Annotated in this window: 12 protein-coding genes and 2 pseudogenes; 4 read left to right on the forward strand and 10 right to left on the reverse strand. The window is 58.0% G+C overall.

Annotated elements, in window-relative coordinates:
• Position 1: 1 nt before the first annotated feature.
• The 5 genes and pseudogenes from PG5_RS03395 to PG5_RS03410 form a co-directional block, all read right to left on the reverse strand.
• Entirely contained in the window at positions 2-2,593 is a 2,592-nt protein-coding gene (locus tag PG5_RS03395; protein WP_020795678.1) for a putative mucin/carbohydrate-binding domain-containing protein, read from the reverse strand.
• 305 nt (positions 2,594-2,898) lie between these two features.
• A complete protein-coding gene (locus PG5_RS03400) occupies positions 2,899-3,339 on the reverse strand; it encodes a carboxymuconolactone decarboxylase family protein (RefSeq protein WP_020795679.1) in 441 nt (146 codons plus the stop codon).
• A 118-nt stretch (positions 3,340-3,457) separates the two neighbouring features.
• Positions 3,458-4,900 carry a mechanosensitive ion channel family protein gene (locus PG5_RS03405; RefSeq protein WP_020795680.1) on the reverse strand — a complete coding sequence of 481 codons (1,443 nt, stop codon included), beginning with the start codon at positions 4,898-4,900 and terminating at the stop codon, positions 3,458-3,460.
• Positions 4,901-5,180: 280 nt separating this feature from the next.
• Positions 5,181-5,300 (reverse strand): annotated as a pseudogene (locus tag PG5_RS35225) (hydrolase); the annotation flags it as partial.
• Entirely contained in the window at positions 5,282-6,148 is an 867-nt protein-coding gene (locus PG5_RS03410) for a pirin family protein (protein ID WP_020795682.1), read from the reverse strand. The pseudogene PG5_RS35225 and the gene PG5_RS03410, both read right to left, overlap by 19 nt.
• A gap of 166 nt (positions 6,149-6,314) precedes the next feature.
• On the opposite strand from PG5_RS03410, the pseudogene PG5_RS34100 reads away from it, so the two are divergent.
• A pseudogene (locus PG5_RS34100) lies at positions 6,315-6,416 on the forward strand (LysR family transcriptional regulator); the annotation flags it as partial.
• 263 nt (positions 6,417-6,679) lie between these two features.
• Positions 6,680-7,483, forward strand: coding sequence for a 2,5-didehydrogluconate reductase DkgB (dkgB, locus tag PG5_RS03415; RefSeq protein WP_020795685.1), 804 nt, complete (start codon positions 6,680-6,682; stop codon positions 7,481-7,483).
• On the opposite strand, the gene PG5_RS03420 is transcribed toward dkgB, so the two are convergent.
• The 5 genes from PG5_RS03420 to PG5_RS03440 all read right to left on the reverse strand — a co-directional run bounded on the left by PG5_RS03420 (position 7,480) and on the right by PG5_RS03440 (position 13,979).
• Positions 7,480-10,716: a transporter substrate-binding domain-containing protein gene (locus tag PG5_RS03420; protein ID WP_020795686.1), complete on the reverse strand. Its 3,237-nt coding sequence runs from the start codon at positions 10,714-10,716 to the stop codon at positions 7,480-7,482. The genes dkgB and PG5_RS03420 overlap by 4 nt on opposite strands.
• On the reverse strand, positions 10,717-11,343 hold the full coding sequence (locus PG5_RS03425; RefSeq protein WP_020795687.1) for a response regulator transcription factor: 627 nt from the start codon (positions 11,341-11,343) through the stop codon (positions 10,717-10,719).
• Between the two features lie 111 nt (positions 11,344-11,454).
• Positions 11,455-11,868 (reverse strand): hypothetical protein, encoded by a 414-nt coding sequence (locus PG5_RS03430; RefSeq protein WP_020795688.1) that lies wholly within the window; start codon positions 11,866-11,868, stop codon positions 11,455-11,457.
• A gap of 148 nt (positions 11,869-12,016) precedes the next feature.
• Entirely contained in the window at positions 12,017-13,351 is a 1,335-nt protein-coding gene (locus PG5_RS03435) for a lysine N(6)-hydroxylase/L-ornithine N(5)-oxygenase family protein (protein ID WP_020795690.1), read from the reverse strand.
• 145 nt (positions 13,352-13,496) lie between these two features.
• On the reverse strand, positions 13,497-13,979 hold the full coding sequence (locus PG5_RS03440) for a sigma-70 family RNA polymerase sigma factor (protein WP_008056197.1): 483 nt from the start codon (positions 13,977-13,979) through the stop codon (positions 13,497-13,499).
• 318 nt (positions 13,980-14,297) lie between these two features.
• On the opposite strand from PG5_RS03440, the gene PG5_RS03445 reads away from it, so the two are divergent.
• Both PG5_RS03445 and PG5_RS03450 read left to right on the forward strand, forming a co-directional pair.
• Complete coding sequence (locus PG5_RS03445) at positions 14,298-15,470, forward strand: efflux RND transporter periplasmic adaptor subunit (RefSeq protein WP_020795691.1); 1,173 nt, start codon at positions 14,298-14,300, stop codon at positions 15,468-15,470.
• Positions 15,471-17,444, forward strand: a complete 1,974-nt coding sequence (locus tag PG5_RS03450) for a MacB family efflux pump subunit (RefSeq protein WP_020795692.1) — start codon at positions 15,471-15,473, stop codon at positions 17,442-17,444. It begins immediately after the preceding gene.
• The last annotated feature ends 3 nt before the right edge of the window (positions 17,445-17,447 follow it).

The following is a 17,447-nucleotide window of genomic DNA, read 5'->3' on the forward strand; positions in this document are numbered from 1 at the left end:
GTTACGCCTGCATGTCCCCAGTATCCGATTCGTTGGTCGATACCGGCCAGTAGCTGGACAGATTCAAGCGTTGCGGACCTCCGATTTGAACATGTTGCACGTGCCCGACTGAAATTATGCTCCCGCTAGAATTATTTACGATCCAACTGCGTGTGGCTTCCCTGTGCATGACACTCACTTCACTTCCCGGCACCAATGGCAACTGCACATGACTCGCTTGAGCCCAGACATCTCCGCGAAACTCCTGAAGGTAAATTATTTCGCCCTTCTCTGATTTCACCATCACCGACAGGTAAGTCGATGCAAAGTAACTATGGGGGCGACCTGCATAAAAAACCAAGTCAATTGTACGCGCCAGTAGTTGCATATTTAAGTAACCAACTGCGCGACCACCGTTCCCTTGCCAATACCAAGTAAAGTCCCACCCATCAACTGTATGATTGACGGGCGGCCGTACGAATTCAATCTTGCGATAACGTTCAAACAGCTGACTCCTTACGGGTTCCGCGAATGTATTGATCGCCCTACGAAGATCTTGTTTAACTGGATACTCATCATGTATAACAAGATGCGGATGCGTATAAAAAGACTCCGTACACTTATCAATTTCAGACCTTAGATTTTCACCAGCATTAGTCCCAAGACTGACATTGACAAGCCCTTGCTCAGTCACCACCAACTCATTGATAAGTGCCCACCTATCAATCACTGCCGACTCCAGGCTGCTAGATACAAATAAGCGCGATGGCTCCCTGTGCATAACCTCAATTGTAAAACCCGTTGAAATTGCAACTACCGTAGAATACAACTCGGTTTTCTCACCCAACATTTCTCGAAAAAAAACGACATCACCATGTACATTTTTTACTGTTATCCGCGCATACACTTCTTTCTCAAAAAGACTGTGCGGAGCTGGATAAACAACATCGACCAACAAGCGCCCCCTAGAAACCTGCACGTCAAGCCTGCAAAAAACACCATATAAGCCTCCCAAACTTACAACCTGATCTACCAGATAACTTCCGTCCTTTTTAACGTAGGAGCAATTTATTTCATTAGGTGCATCTCTAACCACGGCATAACACCTGACACTCTGATATTCCCCGCCGCGTACAGAAGGCAGTTGCAATGCATAGACCCCCAAACTCAAGCCGCTCACAATAACCGTCGCACTTTTTATTTCAACAACCCTGGCCATTCCTTGACCATTTCCTAGTAAAAGAGACTTACCCCGTAGTTCCCTTAATAAAATTCCATCAAAATTAATCGTGATGCTAGCCGTCAAACCAGTGATGCTTAGCTGAGAGCAACTGACAAGATCCACTGGGCTTCTCAACCCTAGCTGCGCCTGAATCTGTTTCAGACTATTGTTCTTAACCAGTAAATAGAGAGGGTAAACCGGAACAGCATTGCTAAAAGAATTCCTGATTGTCTGCTGCAGAGTCAGTGGCGCACTGGCAAACGACATAAACTCGGAAGTATCAACATTAGCTTTATCAATAGTGACATCACTCAAAAGATCCATCGCCGGATGGCTGTCAGCCCGAAAACTTGGCTCATTACTGAGTCGACGATAGCGCTTGTGAAACTCGGCCATACTCGGATCGCCAGCACACCCAAATATCAACAGAAAAAAATACAGCGTTAACGCTAAATTGTTGCCAACTGTCCCTTTGTCGAACTCTTCCATAGCTATTGTATAAAGACGTTCCTCGCCGCTAGCGTATAGCCACCCTTTTCGATAAAACTCATCCCCTAATACCTTAAGTTGATAACTTGCGGCGAACACATTATTCCAAACCTCACGCAGATTGATAGAGCTGGAGTCCCTGAACAGCCCCTCATAACCATGACCTATTTCATGAATACTGCCCCAGTTGGCCCCGTCAATATTAAGCCAAAATTCTGCAACAGAATCTTTTGACTCCGCTGTCCACGACCATCCATAGTAGGCGGCACCGGGCCCTGACTTATCCGCCTTCATAAAGTAGCGATTAGGGATGTTTTTATCGGTCGGCACAGTTGGATTAAATGAAAGCCCAGCAAGGTAGTTGAAGTGCTCAAAAATACCATCATAGTACGCAGCCAGGCTTTGTAAGCCAGATCGTTGATGCATAGCCCACAGCACCGCCTTGTCTTTAGCCGGAATCAAAATCATTGCACAGTCAGAAATATACAATGCGAATTCTGCTTCCAGCAGATTCCAGTCTCTAAAAAACTTATCCGCCCCTAATCCCGCCTGGCAAATTGGTAGATACTCACCACCGTCTACAAAATCCACCTCAATACTAACAAGCTCTCCCGCGGAGTCAGTGTACGGTGTCGTTAGAAAAAGTACTGACGTATGACTGGCTACGATTTCCCCCCACTGGGTAGTCACTACGGCATAGTGTTCTTTTTCCCGATCATCATTCAATAAATTCAGCGTAACGCCCATATCTAAGTGTGGGTGAGATTGCCGAAATCTAACTTTTTTTCCTGCAGAAAGAATCATATTAAGGGCATTTCGATCATGAAAAATGCCTTTACTAAGCCCTGAGCTGAGCAACCAATCTGGCCGCTCAAGACTGTAAATTTTATACGTGACGGCCATATCAAATTCCCCCTTGGAAAAGCGTTCAACATCGAACGAATCATAGACACGGGAAGAAAGTTTATGTAACTAGCACAACTGATAGTTATTTAGAACATAAAACCATTTAACAAGTGCAGTATGAAAGGAAAAGTGAATGAAGACTATCAAGCGAGATAGTCACTACCACGCCAGAACAATCAGCGGATCGCACAAAAACGCCTCCAATAAAGGAGGCGTTTGCAATAGGTAACCGACAGCATTATTTCCCTCGCCCAGTCTGCTTTTCATTACCTGAGCGATTCAATGACGCAGGGGCAAAAAAATCAGGCCTGAGGCGTCTTGCGAAAGCCCACCGCCAGGCGGTTCCAGCCGTTGATGGTGTTGATCGCAACGGTCAGGTCGACCAATTCCTTGGGGGTGAATTGGGCGGCGACCACTTCGTAGTCTTCATCCGGCGCATGGGTCAGGCTGAGCTGGGTCAGCGATTCGGTCCAGAGCAGTGCGGCGCGTTCGCGCTCGGTGAAGAAGGGTGCTTCGCGCCAGGCCGTCACGGCGAACAGGCGACGCGGGGTTTCGCCGGCCTTGATCGCGTCGGCGGTATGCATGTCGATGCAGAAGGCGCAGCCGTTGATTTGCGAAGAGCGCAGCTTGACCAGTTCGATCAGGGACTTTTCCAGCGGCAGTTTGGAAACGGCGGATTCCAGGGCGATCATGGCTTTGAGGGCGTCAGGGGAAGCGGTGTAGAAATCGATACGCGGTTGCATGGCATGCTCCTGGGCAAGTGGGTGTGGCACTAAGTTAGCTCTACCGCCTGCGTGTACAAATAGCCAATCGGGCAGAAGTCGAGGAGGCCAATGGCCCGCTAAACGCGCCATGCTGCCGTCACACCCGACTGCGCAACCATTGCAAGAACCCTTTCTTCGGCACCACGAGGGGGACATCCGCGATCAGCGACTTGGCCTTGTTCAGACGGAAATCCAGCAAGGTTTTCATCGCATCGTTGATGTCCTGGCGGGCATCCAGGCAGGGCTTGAGGTACTGTTTTTCGATGCGATAGAGCGTACACGGGGTTTTCGCGGTGAACTGGGCGGGTAGCGCGCTATCGGTCAAGATACCGGCCTCGCCGATCACCTCCCCTGGCCCCATGCGTCCGGATTCGATGGGCGTGCCGTGACGGTTCAGCGTAACGGAAACCACCCCGGACTCGATGATGAACAAGTGATCGCTGACCTCCCCCGCCTCCAGTATCGTCTCGCCCGTGCGGAACGATTGCAGGGACATGTTCTGGCTGAAGGTTTCTTTCTCTTCGTGGCGCAGGGTAGAAAATAGCGGCGAGCTATCGAGCAGCGCCCGGGGCCGTGTGAGGTCGTTCGACGGGTTGGCTTCGACGCTCGACAGCAGGTGAATCCCCGATGCCCGCAAATGCCGGTACGCCAGATCGAACAGTTGATTACGTACCGAGCGCTTCTCGCTCATCGAGGCGACAAACCCGCTGATTTCGTATTCGTTGCCGGCAGCACTGGAGCTTTTGAGCGCTACTTTGCCGCCGGGTGAAGTCAATAAGGTTCGGCAACCCTGCACCGCTCGCTCAAGGGCATCGATCACGATTTGCGGACGGACATGGGGGCTGACCTGCAGGCTGATCGACAGACCGAACATATCGCTGGGACGGCTGAAGTTGGTGATCTTGGCCTTGGCCGCCAACGAGTTGGGAATCACGATCATGCTGCCTTGGGAAGTCTGCAAGCGCGTGGCCCGCCAATCGATATCGATGACCCGGCCTTCGGTGCCGTCGATGGCGATCCAGTCATCCAGTTGATAGGGCTTGGTGGTGTTCAGCACGATCCCGGAGAACACGTCACTGAGGGTGCTTTGCAAGGCCAGGCCGACGATGATCGCCAAGGCACCGGAGGTAGCCAGTACGCCTTTGACCGGCAGATTGAGCACGTAGGCCAGGGCTGCGATGACCGCGACCAGGAAAATCACAGCACCGAGCAGGTCCTGCAACAGTCGCCCGGTGTGCCCTACCCGCTGCATCATGCCCGCACCGATCAGCACGGTCAGGGTGCGCGCAGCGAACAGCCACCAGCCGATCTGCAAACCGGTGGCCGCCAGGTGCAACGGCACGTTGTCATCCCAGGGCGCGGGTTCCAGCGGGTTCATGCCTTCGTTGAACAGTACCAGGCTGAACAGTGAGAAAATCACCACCCGCACCAGCAGTTTCACGTTGTGGCCACGGGTACCGATCAAGCGCCACAACACCAGATCGGTCAGGATCAGGAGCAAGGCACAAATCAGCGGGTGTTCGGTCAGTAACGACAGCATCAAGCAGCTCCGGCACGGGTGATTAACGCAAATATCGCACACATTGTAGGAGCTGCCGCAGGCTGCGATCTTTTGATCTTCGGCGAATTGCAAATCATGCAAAATCAAGATCAAAAGATCGCAGCCTGCGGCAGCTCCTACAGGGGGCGATATGTCCGGGTTACTTGGTCAGGGTGCTGTAGCCCGATGTCGTTGCGCCGGTCGCGGTACAGCTCACAGGCCAGGCCGAACGGGTCCGCGTGTGTTATCGATGCCGAAAAAGTCGGCGTGGGTATCCCGGTTAGCGCTGCGAATCCAGCGCTTCATGTTCGTTCGCCACTTGTTGAGCCTTGAGGTAGCTCTCGATCAACAATTGTAGATCTGGAGTGGTTGCCCGAGGCATCAACCGTGCATCTGGCCGAAACGACCGGACTGAAAGTCGGCGAACGCCTGGTGGATTTCCTGCTCGGTGTTCATAACGAACGGACCGTGGCCGACGATCGGCTCGTCGATCGGTTCGCCACTGAGCAGCAGCACTACAGCGTCTTCGCTGGCCTGGAGGGTCAGTTGATCGCCCTTGCGGTCGAACAAGGCCAACTGCCCTTGACGCACCGACTCCACGCCGTTGACCTCAATCGTGCCGCGCAAAACCACCAGTGCGGTGTTGCGTCCTTCATGCAGATCCAGCGTGAGCAACTTGCCGGCATTCAGGCGCAGGTCCCAGACGTCGATTGGGGTAAAGGTGCGCGACGGCCCTTTGTGGCCTTCAAATTCACCGGCGATCAAGCGCAAGCTGCCGGCGTCGTTCGCCAGGGCAATGCTCGGAATGTCGCCATCGAGTATGGTTTGATAACCGGCATCGGCCATTTTGTCCTTGGCCGGCAGGTTGACCCACAACTGCACCATTTCCAGGGTGCCGCCGCTCTTGGCGAAAGCTTCGGAGTGAAACTCTTCATGGAGAATCCCCGAGGCGGCGGTCATCCATTGCACGTCACCGGGGCCGATCTTGCCGCCACTGCCGGTGGAGTCGCGATGTTCCAGTTCGCCCTTGTAGACGATAGTCACGGTTTCGAAACCACGGTGTGGATGCTGACCAACGCCGCGTCGCGCGGTGGTCGGGGTGAATTCAGCTGGGCCGGCGTGATCCAGCAGCAGGAACGGGCTGATGTGCTTGCCCAGGTTGTCGTAGGAAAAGAGCGTGCGAACCGGAAAACCGTCGCCGACCCAATGGGCCCGCGGGCTGGTGTAGATACCGATGATGTTTTTCATGGTGTCTCCTGATGAGGTGCGTGAAGTCATGGACAGAGCTTAAAACCGTGACCTTTGCTGCGCTAGACTGCAAAAATCAGCTTTAGCGTTCTATCTGGAGAACGATGGTGGAAGACCTCAACACCCTCTACTACTTCACCCAGGTGGTGGAACATCAGGGTTTCGCGTTATCCATGCGATCTTCCCGTCACGCCGTGGCCTGCTGCCGTCGGTGCGGACCTTGATCGACTTTCTTGGCGAGGAGTTCAGCCGCAGTGATATTGCCTGAGCGCTGGTTCCCCTGTAGGAGCGAGCATGCTCGCGATGGACGCCCAAACAACGCGGCCATTCAGATAGCCCGCGTAATCGTTAACGTCCATCGCGACGGTGCGACGATTCGACATGCTCGCTCCTACAGGGGAATGCATTCCAGACCACGTGCCATCGATTTTTGATTTCCAGTAAACATTGCTTTGCCCATCCAGCGGTTTTTCTCACGGATACAGGCGCGGATACTCGCGCCCATTCCCACTGCACCCACTGGAGTCATTCATGTCTATCCCCGCTTTCGGCCTGGGTACGTTTCGCTTGCAAGGCCAGGTGGTCATCGATTCGGTGAGCACCGCCCTGGAACTGGGTTACCGGGTCATCGATACCGCGCAGATCTACGAAAACGAAGCCGAAGTCGGCCAGGCCATCGCTGCCAGCGGCATTGCCCGCGAAGACCTGTTCATCACCAGCAAGATCTGGGTCGCCAATTTCGCCAAGGATCGCCTGATCGACAGCCTACGGGAGAGCCTGCACAAACTGCAGACTGACTATCTGGACTTGACCCTGATCCACTGGCCGTCGCCGCAAGACCAGGTGTCGGTCGAGGAGTTCATGGGTGCCTTGCTCGAAGCCAGGGACCTGGGCCTGACCCGGCAGATCGGTGTCTCCAACTTCACCGTCGACCTGATGAAACAGGCGATAACCGCCGTCGGCGCGCAGAACATCGCCACTAACCAGATCGAATTGCACCCCTACCTGCAAAACCGCCAGGTCGTCGAGTTCGCGCAAAGCCAGGGTATCCAGATCACTTCGTACATGACCCTGGCCTACGGTGAAGTGCTCAAGGATCCGGTGATTATGCAGATCGCCGACCGTCTGCAAGCAACACCGGCACAAGTCACCCTGGCCTGGGCCCTGCAACTGGGTCATGGCGTGATTCCTTCGTCGACCAAACGCGCCAACCTCGCCGGCAACCTCAAGGCCAGCGCGATCACGTTGAGCGATGCCGACATGGCATTGATCGCCAGCCTGGATCGCGGCTATCGACTGACCAGCCCCAAGGGCCTGGCGCCGACCTGGGATTAAGCAGCCGGGTTCAAGCCCCTGCCCTGTTCAAGCGTTTTGTCCAGGCGCGTCATCGCCTGGTGCAACTGATCGACGGCTGCGTCGATCAGTGCGGCATCGCGCTCGGCACAAGCACGCTCCAGTTGTTCGCAACACGCCACCAGAGCCTGTGCCCGGACCATTTGCGCACCACCCCTGATGCGGTGCGCCAGGTCTTTCAAGCCATGGCGATTACCGCTGGCATGTTCTTGCATAAGACGCTCGCGATCTTCGCGGTTGGTCACGGCCAAATCTTGCAGCAGTTGCACGATCAATTCACTGTCGGCGCCGGTGTAGCGTTGCAACCCGGTTAAATCGATTTCGGTGATGGGGGGCGCTTCGGGCACGCCTGCCGATTCGACGGGAAATCTGCAGCTCAACCATGCGCTCAGGTCGACCAATTGAATGGGTTTGAACAGACAATCGTCCATGCCCGCTTCAATGCAACGCATTTTCTCCTCGGGTTGCGCGCTCGCAGTGAAGCCTAGAATCAACGTCGGCGGCCCCACCTGGAAGCGCTCCTCATCGCGGATCGCACCCGCCAGTTCATAACCGCTGACCACCGGCATGTTGCAGTCGGTGACGACCAGATCGCAGACGTGTTTTCGCCATTGCTCGAAGCCTTGCTGGCCATCCTCTGCGAGCAGAACCTGGTGCCCGAGGTAACTCAGTTGCCGCGAAAGCAGCAACCGATTGGCCGGGTAATCGTCCACCACCAGAATTGTCAGCGGCCGGGTCCTTGCCGGCGGTTCGCCCGGCGCCATTTCAGCGGCGGGCAACGTCTCCAATGCCAGCAGTTCAAGGCTGATGTCCAAACGGGTACCGCGCCCCAGGACACTGGCGAGTTGCAATTGCCCGCCCATCATTTCGCACAGCGTGCGGCTGATCACCAGCCCCAGGCCGGACCCCTGCCGGCCTGATACCTGGCGATTCCCGACCTGCACGAATGGACTGAACAAGCGTTGCTGGTCAAAGTCGCTGATACCACTGCCGCTGTCCTCGATACACACATTGACCGCGATACGGTCCGGCAACACGGGCATAACCTGCAACTTCAGGCTGACTTCGCCTTTGTGGGTGAACTTGATGGCATTGCTCAGCAAGTTGGACAGCACCTGCTTGAAACGCGTGGGGTCGATCAACACATCGCGGTCGCTGTGCTCATCCAGCTCGATGCGCCACAGCAGGTTCTTCTGCCGGGCCAGGCCTTCGAAGACCCGACACACCGACACCACCAGCGCGTGCAGATTGGTGCGCTCCGGCATCAGGGACAAATGTCCGGACTCGATTCGGGCAATGTCCAGGATGTCGCCGATCAAGGCCAGCAACTGTTGCCCGGCACTTGACGCCACCTCGATGGCCGCGCGGTCGGTGACGCCCTTGTCGGCGGATTTCAGTGCCAGTTCAAGCATACCGATCAGGGCATTCATCGGCGTGCGGATTTCATGGCTCATGGTCGCCAGGAACGTGGTCTTGGCGCGATTCGCATCGTCGGCGGTGTCCTTGGCCTCCTGCAATCGGGCAAGCCATTGCTGGCGCTGGCGGATCTGCCGGCGCTGCCAGGCAATCCACAACAGGGCAAGGAGAAGCAAGGCGCCCGCGGCAGCGAACGCCTGGAATATGTTCTGTCGATGACGCAGCCAATAGCTCTGCTCCACCATCAGGTCATTGCGCCAGGGCATTATCAGGTCGTCGATTTCTTCGGGAGGGATACTGAGCAAGGCCTTGTCCAGGATCGAATGCAACTCGGTGTCGTCGCGACCGGTCGCCAGGGTACTGCGCGCGGGATCGATGCCCACGGTGCTGGTGACCTGGAGGCGATCACGGTACTGCCGGGATATCAGGTAACGGGCACTGATCAATGAGTTGATGCCACCTTGTGCCTTGCCCTGGGCAACCATTTCCATGGCATCGGCCGACAGCGGCGCATCAACACAACGAATCGACGGGAAGTATTGGCGAATGAACTCGCCAGCGATATTGCCCTGAGTCAGCGCCAGGGTCTTTCCGGCCAGATCATCCAGGGTCCTGGGGCTATCCGGCGCCAGGCGCGTTACCAGCACGGAAGGGCTGGTCAGGAACGGCCGGGTAAACAGCAAGTCTTCCTCACGCCGGGAACTCAGGCCGATGCCGGCCAGCACGTCGACCTGGCCGCTCTTGATCGCCTGCAGCATCTCGGCCACTGAGCGCATGCCCCGGATGTCGAATTGCAAGCCGGTGCGCAGGCTTATTTTCGCCAACACATCGACCCCGATGCCGCGAAACTTGCCTTCACTGTCCATGAACGTTATCGGCGGGATGTTCTCGTTGATCGCCACACTCACGCGCGGGTGACGGTCGAGCCAGCGTTGCTCGGCCACGCTCAATTGCAGCGACTGCGTGCCCGGCATGGACACCCCGCTCGCGCCCCAGCGGCGCAGGATGTTCATTTGTTCATTGGCCGTTATCGCCGTCAGGGCCTTGTTGACAACGCGCAGCAGCGCCGGGTTGTCGCGGGCCATGGCAAAGGCGAAGCGCCCCGGTTCCATGGGCGAGAAGTCAGCCAGCTGGACGTTGTTCAGGTAGTTTTTGCTGATCAGGTAATGGGCGCTGATCGCATCGCCCAGATAGACATCCGCCTGGCCAAAGGCGACTGCGCCGACCGCTGCCAGTGTCGAGGGGAAAAGCTGGACCTGCGCTTCAGGATAGAACTGCTGCACGCTTTGTTCAGGCAAGTAGTGGTAGAGCGTTGCCAGGCGCTTGTCAGCCAGCGTCGGGTCCAGTGCCTGGAGCGAGTCAACTCGGGTCACCAATACCGGCTGATCCACCGCATAGGCGTGGGACATTTGTAATTGGCGGTCCTGGGACTCGTAGCTGTTGGACGTTCCCAGGAGGTCTGCTGCCCCTTGCTTGACTGCTCGAAGGGCGTCTTCGCGGGCTGGATAGCGCTGGACTTCGATCTCCACCTGCAGCAGCTGGCGCAGCAGATCGGCATAGTCGGCCGTCACCCCCTCAAGCGTGTGATCGGTGGTGATGTCAAAAGGTGGATAATCCGGGGCTGAAACGGCAAGCACCAAACGGGCTTTCTGCTGCAACCAGCGCGAGTCGGCCACCGATAACGGCAGCACCTGGCCTTCCGCGCTGGAACGGCCCAGCAACGCCAATGTCTGCGGCTGCGCAAGGACACTCGATGCCCCCAGGCAAAGAGCCAACAGCAGGTATCGAATAGCGTTCATTCAGACCAAGGCATGACGCTGGGCAAGTTCACGCAGATGCACCGACGACTTCACGTTGAGCTTTTCAGTCAAGCGGGTTTTGTAGGTGCTCACGGTCTTGTGGCTCACGTGCAGGATTTCGGCGATTTCCTTGTTGCTCGTACCGCGGGCCAGATACTGGAAAATCGATAACTCGCGGTCCGAGAGGCTGTCAATCATGTGCTTTTCACTGCGTAGCACCTGGCTCACGGACACCGAGCTCGAGGGCAATCGGGTGAAAAAGGTGTAGCCGGCCATCACGGCGCGCACGGCTTTGTGCAGATGCTGCAGATCGTTGGTCTTGGGGACGTAGGCCACGGCACCCGCGCGCATGCAACGATCCTGGAAAAACGCTGGCTCCTGGGCGGTGAACACCACCACCCGGCAGTGCATCTCTTCCATCTGGATCCGTGCCAGTACCTCAAGACCGTCGAGCTTCGGGAGTTTGAGGTCCAGCACCAGCAGTTCAGGCTTATGTTCGCGGATCATCGACAAGACTTCGTTACCGCTTGCCGCTTCAAAGATGTGCTGGTATCCCTCCAGCTTGAGTACGATTTTGACTGCACCTCGAATCGCCGGATGATCATCCACAATCAACGCGCGCTTCATGGCAACTCCCTATGCATAAACACAACATTCGGACACTGATGGTCCATGGGTAAGAGCCCGCACGGGACACAGTAGCTGCACCTGAACTCTTGCACGTATAACTCGATTGAACTACCTGACAGAAATGACAGTCCCGACGAGCGGTCGGGGTCGATCGACGATTGCCATCAAACGCTGGACCGTCGCCAGGTCCGGCAACAAGGCGTGGCTCACCTGCACCTTGTGCCGTTCACAGGCCGCAATGACAGGGAGTTGTGCGCACTGGCCATCGAAGATCAGCGCATGCGCAAGCTGCTCGTTGTCGAGACAGAAATCCAGCAGGTCCAGCTTGCCGTGCGCAAGGCCAGCATTGATGACCAGCAGATCGAATGGCGCGCAGCCATATTCGACCAGGTTCAGAAGCTCCTCGAAGCTTTGCACCGGAGCCACGCGAAAGTAATCGAGCTGGTTGAACAACCGCTCTATTTTCATCCGGTTGAAGTGTTGTTCGTCGGCGATCAGGATGCGTAAGGACTTGCTGGGCAACGTAGCCCCCCCGGGTCAGATTGATGAGGGGGGCAAGGCTACGGAAGACTTACGACGCATTCTGTAGGAAAAGTCCGAAATACCACCCGAAAAGTCTGACGCGAGTCGCGGGTTTGCAACGAAGGCGACCTCACCGCCGCCGAAGATTTCAGCTGGCAGTCGCCAGGAGCAGATCCGCCATCGAGCGATGCCCGCGCTTCTTGCCATGGTCATACAGCGAACCGGCGATCTCGTGCGCACGAATCGGCAGGATCGACAGCAGCGTGTCGCTCAAGCCATGGCTGGCCTGGCAGAAGCCCTGCATATAGATGCCGGCCTTGCAGCGCTCATCCGTGATCAATTTGTAGTTACGATCCACTTCGAAATCACCCAGGTACTGTTCCAGCGGGGCCAGCAGCTTGCGGTGCATCTGCCGCTCGTAACCGGTGGCCAGCACCACGGCATCATAGAGGCGGACCGTGACTTCGCCGGTGGCGTTGTTGCGCACGGCCAGCTCGATGCCACGCTCGGTGGCGCTGGCGCTTTCAATGGTGGTCAGGGTACGGAACGCATGGCGAGCAATGCCCGAGACTTTCTGCCGGTAGAAAATCCCGTAGATGCGTTCGATCAGGTCGATGTCCACCACCGAATAGTTAGTGTTGTGGTATTCGTTGACCAGGCGCTCACGTTCGCTGCTGTCCTGCTGGAACACCAGGTCGGTGAACTCCGGCGAGAACACTTCATTGACGAACGGGCTGTCGTCCGCCGGTTTCAGGGCAGAACCGCGCAAGATCATGTCGACCTGCACCGACGGGAAGCTGTCGTTGAGGTCGATGAAGGCTTCCGCCGCGCTCTGCCCGCCACCAATGATTGCAATGCTCATCGGCTGGTTGTTCACGCACGGCTGCGTGGCCATCTGCGCCAGGTACTGCGAATGGTGGAACACGCGACTGTCGCCCTTGAGTGCCTTGAACGCCTCGGGGATTCGCGGCGTGCCGCCCGCGCTGACCACCACCGAACGGGTGGTTCGAACCTGTTGATGTCCAGCGCTATCGCGAGAAATCACCCGCAGCGCTTCGACTTGCTGGTTGTGCAGCACCGGTTCGATGGCCAGCACTTCTTCGCCATAACGGCTCTGTTTCTCGAATTGCGCAGCCACCCAGCGCAGGTAGTCGTTGTACTCCATGCGGCAGGGATAGAACGTGCCCAGGTTGATGAAGTCCACCAGGCGATCGTGAGCCTTGAGGTAATTGACGAACGAGTAAGGACTGGTCGGGTTGCGCAGGGTCACCAGGTCCTTGAGGAAGGAGATCTGCAGCTCGCTTTGGGTCGACAGGGTGTTGCCATGCCAGCTGTAGTTGGCTTGCTTGTCAAGAAACAGTACATCCAGCTCGCCCTGGGTCGGCCCGCGTTCTTGCAGGGCGATGGCCAGTGCCAGGTTCGAAGGGCCGAAACCGACGCCGATCAGGTCGTGAACGATGGGCGATGCAATTGCCTGTGTCATTTCCAGTGTCCTCTGGATGTACCCCGAGCGGCGGGGGAGATAAGCCTAAGTGACCTGGCCGGCCTTGAGCAGGACAGCAGGTCGTCTGTTGATTAGGAACGAGGACAGTGAAATAAAATTTAACAAGAACGGATCAACGCGAGGATCAATGCGCATCCCATTGGCGCATCCGCACGCGGCAATGCTTCATGGCGTTGACGATGTGCTTTTCTACCAGAGCCTTGGAGATGCCCAGGTGTTCGGCGATCTGCGGGTGTGACAGGCCTTCGATCTTGCGCAGCAGGAAACTCTCGCGGCACAGACGGGGCAACTCCGCCAGGGCGCGCTGGAGCATGTCCAGGCGCTGGCCGTGATCGAGGCTGCTCAGGGGCGAGGGACTGAAATAGCGCTCTTCGTTGTCGAGCACCTCCAGCGACTCGACCTGGCGCAATGCATTGCGTCGATGATCGTCGATCACCAGGTTCAATGCCGTGCGATACAGGAATGCCCGGGGCTGCTCGATCGGCGTGTCGCTGGAGCGTTCCAGGACTCGCAGGTAAGCGTCATGCACCACATCTTCAGCCACCTGGCGGTTGCCCAGCTTGGCGTTGAGGAAACACACCAGCTCTCGATAGTAGTTTTCCAACATGACTCCCGTCCGCACGGGTGCGGTTTCTGTCCTTGAAGCAACCTGTCGGCCACAGTGGCACGGTAGTGGCAATTTGAGATGCGTAATTTATAGTAATTCTCATGTAGATTTAAAGTATTGCTTTGTCTGGCCCGACAAATAGCCATGGGCTTGCCTTACCGATCGTGCTCATGCTCCGCGTGGGAACGATCAGTGAGGCAAGCCACAGTGTTACGCCGCGTGTCCGAGGCTAAATTCCCTGCAGCTGTCCTCGTCTACTAGGACAGCTCCACGTCCCTGCCGGCTCCACGGCAGTGTTCAACTGCTTTGGAACCCTGCATGAAACGTTCCCGTTGTACCCGACGCGCCCTGCTGGTAGCACTCACCCTGATCCCCGTTATCGCCGTTGCGGCCTGGCAGTTCATTCCGCCCTGGCGCGACCGGTTCGCCACCGTGCAGGTGACCCGCGCCGACCTCGAAAGCAGTGTCACGGCCTTGGGTACCCTGCAACCCAGGCGTTACGTGGACGTCGGCGCCCAAGCGTCCGGGCAGATTCAAAAGATCCACGTGGAAGTCGGTGACGTGGTCAAGGAAGGCCAGCTGCTGGTGGAAATCGATCCCTCCACGCAACAGGCCAAACTCGATGCCGGGCGTTTTTCCATCGAAAACCTCAAGGCGCAGCTTCAGGAGCAACGCGCGCAACACGACCTGGCCCAACAGAAATTCCAGCGCCAGCAACACCTCAAGGCCGGCAACGCCACCCGCGAAGAAGACGTGCAGACTGCGCAGGCCGAACTGCGCGCCACCCAGGCGCGCATCGACATGATCCAGGCGCAGATTCGCCAGGCCCAGGCCAGCCTGCGCAGCGATCAGGCCGAGCTCGGATACACCCGGATCTATGCGCCCATGTCCGGCACTGTGGTCGCACTGGATGCCCGCGAAGGCCAGACCCTCAACGCCCAGCAACAGACACCGCTGATTCTGCGCATCGCCAAACTGTCGCCGATGACCGTCTGGGCCGAGGTCTCCGAAGCCGACATCGGCCACGTCAAACCCGGCATGAACGCCTGGTTCACCACCCTGAGCGGCGGCACCCGGCGCTGGAAAAGCACCGTGCGGCAGATCCTGCCCGTACCGCCCAAACCCCTAGACCAAACCAGCCAGGGCGGCGGCAGCCCCGCCAGCTCGAGCAAAAGCGGCAGCGCACGGGTGGTGCTGTACACCGTGCTGCTGGATGTCGATAACGCCGACAACGCGCTGATGGCGGAAATGACCACCCAGGTATTTTTCGTCGCAGGCCAGGCGCAAAACGTCCTGACCGCACCGATCGCCGCGCTGCAGGCCGGCGCGCAATCCGACAGCCAGACCGCGCAAGTGGTGGCCAGCAATGGCCGTATCGAACAACGCAACGTGCGCACCGGTATCAGCGACCGCCTGCGGGTGCAGATCCTCGACGGCCTGCAGGAAGGCGATCACTTGTTGATCGGCCCGGCCGACGGGAGCGGCGGGTAAATGCATACGCCCCTGATCGACCTTTCAGACATCCGCAAAGCCTACGGCGGTGGCGACGCGCCTGAAGTCCATGTGTTGCGCGGCATCGACCTGTCGATCCATGCCGGGGAATTCGTGGCGATCGTCGGCGCCTCCGGCTCCGGCAAGTCGACACTGATGAACATCCTCGGCTGCCTCGACCGTCCGACCTCGGGCGAATACCGCTTCGCCGGAGAAAACGTCGCCGACCTGGACAGCGACGAACTGGCCTGGCTGCGCCGCGAAGCCTTTGGTTTCGTGTTCCAGGGTTATCACCTGATTCCGTCCGGTTCGGCCCAGGATAACGTCGAGATGCCGGCGATCTACGCTGGCACTCCAGCCGCCGAACGACATGCCCGTGCCGCCGCTCTGCTCAAGCGCCTCGGCCTGGCCACACGCACCGGCAATCGTCCACACCAGCTCTCCGGTGGCCAGCAGCAACGGGTGTCCATTGCCCGCGCCTTGATGAACGGCGGCCATATCATCCTCGCCGACGAACCCACCGGCGCCCTCGACAGTCACAGCGGCAAGGAAGTCATGGCGCTGCTCGACGAGCTGGCGAGCCAGGGCCACGTGGTGATCCTCATTACCCATGATCGCGAAGTGGCGGCGCGGGCCAAGCGCATCATCGAGATCCGCGACGGCCTGATCATCAGTGACAGCGCCCTGGACAATCGCGCCGCGCAAACCCCTGCCAATCCCGGTGCATTGCAAGCAGTGGACCTGCGCAAGCGCCTGACTGAAGGCGCGCAAGCCAGCGGTGCCTGGAAAGGCGAGCTGGTCGACGCGGTGCAAGCCGCCTGGCGGGTGATGTGGATCAACAGGTTCCGCACCGCGCTGACCCTGCTGGGGATCATTATCGGCGTGGCGTCGGTGGTGGTGATGCTGGCCGTCGGCGAAGGCAGCAAGCGCCAAGTCATGGCCCAGATGGGCGCGTTCGGTTCCAACATCATTTACCTCAGTGGCGCGTCCCCAAACCCGCGCACGCCGCTGGGTATCGTCACCCTGGACGAAGTCAAGGCGGTGGCGAGCCTGCCCCAGGTGATGCGCATCATGCCGGTCAACGGCCAGGAAGCCGGGGTACGCTTCGGCAACCTCGACCACCTGAGCTACGTTGGCGGCAACGACACCAACTTCCCGGCGATCTTCAACTGGCCAGTGGTGCAAGGTAGCTACTTCACCGAGGCCGATGAACGAAACGCCGCGGCGGTCGCGGTGATCGGCCACAAGGTGCGGACCAAACTGCTCAAGGACGTCGCCAATCCCATCGGCCAGTACATCCTGATCGAAAACGTACCCTTCCAGGTGGTCGGCGTGCTGGCGGAAAAAGGCGCCAGCTCCGGCGACTCCGACAGCGACGACCGCATCGCCATCCCCTACTCCGCCGCCAGCGTGCGGTTATTCGGCACTTACAACCCGGAATACATCGCGATTGCCGCCGCCGATGCGCGCAAGGTCAAGGAAACGGAACACGCCATCGAGCAATTGATGCTGCGCCTGCACAACGGCAAGAAGGATTTCGAGCTGACCAACAACGCGGCGATGATCCAGGCCGAAGCGCGCACGCAAAACACCCTGTCGCTGATGCTCGGTTCGATTGCCGCGATTTCGCTGCTGGTGGGCGGCATCGGCGTGATGAACATCATGCTCATGACCGTGCGCGAACGGACCCGCGAGATCGGCATCCGCATGGCCACCGGTGCCCGCCAGCGCGACATCCTGCGCCAGTTCCTCACCGAAGCGGTGATGCTTTCGGTGGTCGGTGGCCTGGCCGGGATCGCCCTGGCGCTGATCGTCGGCGGCGTGCTGATCCTCAGCGAAGTCGCCGTCGCGTTCTCCTTGATAGCGGTGTTGGGCGCCTTCGGCTGCGCCCTGGTCACCGGTGTCGTCTTCGGCTTCATGCCGGCCCGCAAAGCTGCCCGACTCGACCCGGTCACGGCCCTTACCAGTGAATGATCT

Origin of the sequence: Pseudomonas sp. G5(2012) (assembly GCF_000408945.1) — a bacterium.
GTDB classification, from domain to species: Bacteria; Pseudomonadota; Gammaproteobacteria; order Pseudomonadales; family Pseudomonadaceae; genus Aquipseudomonas; species Aquipseudomonas umsongensis.

Excerpts from the sequence above, each read along its gene's own strand:
- PG5_RS03395 (WP_020795678.1), bottom strand. The coding sequence starts at position 2,593 with ATGGCCGTCACGTATAAAATTTACAGTCTTGAGCGGCCAGATTGGTTG.
- PG5_RS03400 (WP_020795679.1), bottom strand. The coding sequence starts at position 3,339 with ATGCAACCGCGTATCGATTTCTACACCGCTTCCCCTGACGCCCTCAAA.
- PG5_RS03405 (WP_020795680.1), bottom strand. The coding sequence starts at position 4,900 with ATGCTGTCGTTACTGACCGAACACCCGCTGATTTGTGCCTTGCTCCTG.
- PG5_RS03410 (WP_020795682.1), bottom strand. The coding sequence starts at position 6,148 with ATGAAAAACATCATCGGTATCTACACCAGCCCGCGGGCCCATTGGGTC.
- dkgB (WP_020795685.1), top strand. The coding sequence starts at position 6,680 with ATGTCTATCCCCGCTTTCGGCCTGGGTACGTTTCGCTTGCAAGGCCAG.
- PG5_RS03420 (WP_020795686.1), bottom strand. The coding sequence starts at position 10,716 with ATGAACGCTATTCGATACCTGCTGTTGGCTCTTTGCCTGGGGGCATCG.
- PG5_RS03425 (WP_020795687.1), bottom strand. The coding sequence starts at position 11,343 with ATGAAGCGCGCGTTGATTGTGGATGATCATCCGGCGATTCGAGGTGCA.
- PG5_RS03435 (WP_020795690.1), bottom strand. The coding sequence starts at position 13,351 with ATGACACAGGCAATTGCATCGCCCATCGTTCACGACCTGATCGGCGTC.
- PG5_RS03440 (WP_008056197.1), bottom strand. The coding sequence starts at position 13,979 with ATGTTGGAAAACTACTATCGAGAGCTGGTGTGTTTCCTCAACGCCAAG.
- PG5_RS03445 (WP_020795691.1), top strand. The coding sequence starts at position 14,298 with ATGAAACGTTCCCGTTGTACCCGACGCGCCCTGCTGGTAGCACTCACC.
- PG5_RS03450 (WP_020795692.1), top strand. The coding sequence starts at position 15,471 with ATGCATACGCCCCTGATCGACCTTTCAGACATCCGCAAAGCCTACGGC.